The sequence below is a fragment of the Neobacillus niacini genome, assembly GCF_000759675.1.
GTDB lineage: Bacteria > Bacillota > Bacilli > Bacillales > Cytobacillaceae > Neobacillus > Neobacillus niacini_A.
In genome coordinates this window covers 1-2,065 of record NZ_BAWM01000028.1, presented here as the reverse complement: position 1 = coordinate 2,065, position 2,065 = coordinate 1, and the positions used below count along the sequence as shown (strand labels likewise).

At 41.1% G+C, this 2,065-nt stretch carries 1 protein-coding gene; it reads right to left on the bottom strand.

Annotated elements, in window-relative coordinates:
• Window positions 1–97 precede the first annotated feature (97 nt).
• Entirely contained in the window at window positions 98–1,357 is a 1,260-nt protein-coding gene (ltrA, locus tag TR08_RS14590; protein WP_045519278.1) for a group II intron reverse transcriptase/maturase, read from the bottom strand.
• Window positions 1,358–2,065: the final 708 nt, after the last annotated feature.

Sequence of the window (2,065 nt, the reverse complement as noted above, 5' to 3'; positions counted from 1 at the left end):
TCATTGGTGTAGAGTCGAAGGAGGTCGGCAAAAGCCTTCCTCCGTCCGCTCAATCAAACGGATCGTACAGTTTTCCCGTAATCCGCTTTCCTTTATGTCATCCTTTGGATGCAACTTTAGAATCTAGGTCTGGAATTAATGAGATAAGGTTTACAAGTTTGTAATCCGAATAAAGTTTGGATTCGTGAAGCTTCTTCCATCCCATGTTTCGCCATCTTTTAAATCGATGGCTCCATATTCGTCTTACAATCCAGCGTTGGAGTTTATTGAAGAGTTTTCTAACGTGAGCTTTACGATAGTAGTTACCCCATCCTCTGATGACAGGATTGATACTCTCTATTAACTCAAATAAGCTTAAAGGAATTCTTCGTTTTGTACGGCTACGTATAGTATCCATGAATCGCTTCACTGATTTCTCCGTCGGAATTGCATAGATGTTCATGATATTAGGTTGCTTTTTGATTTTATGGCGAGGAAGTTTAAGTCCTTTTCCTTGTTTAATCTTATATCCTAAAAATTCAAATCCCCATTTAATATGTGTAATTCTGGTTTTCTCAGGGTGGAGTGTTAAGCCAATTTTAGATAGTATTTGTCTTGCATCATTTAATGCTTTAACTGCTTCATTTCTTGTTTTACAGAGTACTACCCAATCGTCGGCGAATCTTGTAAGACGATACCCTTTATCAACCATTTCATGGTCAAATGAATCCAGATAGATGTTACTGAATAACGGACTGATTACCCCACCTTGCGGTGTGCCTTGTGTGGTCGCATGTTTCTTTCCCTTTTCCATATAGCCCGCTTCAAGCATTTGCCTAATGAGTCGTAAGACTCGTCCATCACTTACTTTTTCCGCGATTTTATTTATTAACAATTCATGTTGAACATTCCCAAAGAAGTCTCTCAAGTCTGCATCTAGGACCCATTCGCAACCGTTGATAATCTCACGATATATCTTCCTCATAGCTTGATGTGTAGACTTTCCTGGTCTATAACCAAAACTACAATCATTAAAAGTTGGTTCAAATATTGGTTCAAGTCGATTCTTAAGAGCTTGTTGACAGACTCTGTCCCGAATGGCAGGAATTCCAAGAGGTCTCTTCTCGCTTGGTTTATTTCTTTTAGGAATGTTAACTCTCCTGACCGGTAGTGGTTTATATGAATCATTTTTCAGTCTCTGGTGTAGTATGTCTAGTTCTTTATACTGTATCTTTTCAAAATCACTAATACTGATATTGTCGATTCCTCCACTACCTTTGTTTTCCTTAACTTTTTCCCAAGCCATCAATAGATTGGTTGGGTGGTAAACCTTATCTATTAAAGAATGAATCTTTCTTGTTGTACCATTATCCGTCATTGGTTTCGTATCCTCCACATACAAGTTTAGGGTCTTTCACAAAGGGAACTTTCCGTTCTTGTTCGTTTTACTCGCAAAACTAATTTCGGATTTAGGTTCCATAAAGCAAGCTGCCTTCCCCATTTATTTGCCTTTTGAATAAATAAATGACATCTATATAGATGCTCCAGACGTTTTTGTTGTTCGTCTGTTTAAGTACTATTCAGCTCTCCGACTTCTCGCAGTGCATTTGTGTCCATTTCGGGGTTTCCTTATAGTTCACATTACTGGAGTTCTGTGAAATTTCTTTAACGGATAACTGTCACAGAAACAATTACCCCGACTTTATTTAACCACTTGTCCCTAATAAGTGTTATTACTCCAGACACTACGAGATCTCCATGGGTCGCTACATTCATCTTCCATACCATGCCGCCCGCACACACCTTGGTACGATGGGTGGACTAGTGGTGCCTTCGCCTCCATAGTGCAGGCTCGACCTTGCCCCATCTTTGGCCGACCGGTTCGCATTTCGGGTAGCCCCGTTTCACTACGGCCTGGTATTTCTCCTCAAGCCCTTCAGACTCCACCTCGCGGTGGACGCCCTGCCCTCTGATGAGAAATCATCAGCCCTTGAGACATTACTCCCAAGTTCGGATATGAATCCCCTAGTCTGAGATTCAGTGGGACTTTAACCCACCTGATGAACGTGCTGCCACGCACGCACTA

Excerpts from the sequence above, each read along its gene's own strand:
- ltrA (WP_045519278.1), bottom strand. The coding sequence starts at position 1,357 with ATGACGGATAATGGTACAACAAGAAAGATTCATTCTTTAATAGATAAG.